Source organism: Ferdinandcohnia sp. SAFN-114 (assembly GCF_059415045.1).
Genome location: NZ_JBPFDQ010000208.1, coordinates 1 through 1,038, shown reverse-complemented (window position 1 = coordinate 1,038; position 1,038 = coordinate 1). Strand labels below are relative to the sequence as shown.

At 32.8% G+C, this 1,038-nt stretch carries 1 protein-coding gene; it reads left to right on the top strand.

Features of this window, described 5'->3' with window-relative positions; genetic code table 11:
• Positions 1 to 99 precede the first annotated feature (99 nt).
• Positions 100 to 1,038: IS21 family transposase (gene istA, locus ACR65M_RS26950; RefSeq protein WP_440274951.1), on the top strand; the 939-nt coding region annotated here is incomplete at its 3' end.

Here is a 1,038-nt window from a genome sequence, read left to right as displayed (position 1 = left end):
TATAAATGCTAACCTAAGAATGTACAAAAGTGATTGTTTAAATATGTACACTTTTGACGAATTTTCTGCATAATATTCTTGGAGGGGAATATTGTGCATATGCAGATAAATATTAATACAGACATAGAAATTAATTGTCTTTTAGATTTACCGAAATTAAAAATGTTAATGGAGAGCTTAAACATGAAAATTAACAAGAGTAAATTGGCTCGAGATATGGGAGTTGATCGGAGGACGATTGAAAAATATCTTAATGGTTATCTACCTAAAAAGAAGCGAGATAGGTCATCAAAAATTGATGATTATTATGAAATTATTAAGCTACTTCTTTCGGAGGAGTCAAAACAAGTATTTTATTATAAACGTGTTTTATGGCAATACCTGAAAGATAATCATGGATTAGTATGTGGTCAATCCACATTTCGAGCGTACATATCAAGCATACCTGAATTTCAAAGTTATTTTGATTCAGGAAATCGAAAGAGTTCCAACAGCGAAGTAATTCGATTTGAAACTCCACCGGGTGAACAAGCCCAGTTGGATTGGAAGGAAAATATTCGATACATCACCAAAGATGGGGAGATCTTGTATATAAATGTTTGTGTACTTTTACTCGCCAATTCAAGGTTTCGAACATTTAATCTTTCAATCTCAAAATCACAAAGTGTTTTACTGTCATTTATTACAGAAAGTTTTGAGGTATTTGGCGGTGTTCCAAAAACGATTGTAACGGATAATATGAAAACAGTCATGGATGAAGCACGGACAGAGTATCAAAAAGGAAAAGTGAATGAACGGTTCTATCAATTCTCAAAGGATATGGGATTTGAAGTAAGGCCATGTATAGCTGGAAGACCAAGAACCAAAGCAAAAGTGGAAGCCCCAATGAAATTTCTTGATGAAATTCATGCTTATCAAGGAAAGTTTGATTATGAAGAACTTCATCAATTTGTACAAAAATTATGTGATCGTATAAACAATAGTTATCACCAGGGGACAGGAAATATACCAATATTAGCACTAAAAAAAGAAAGAAAC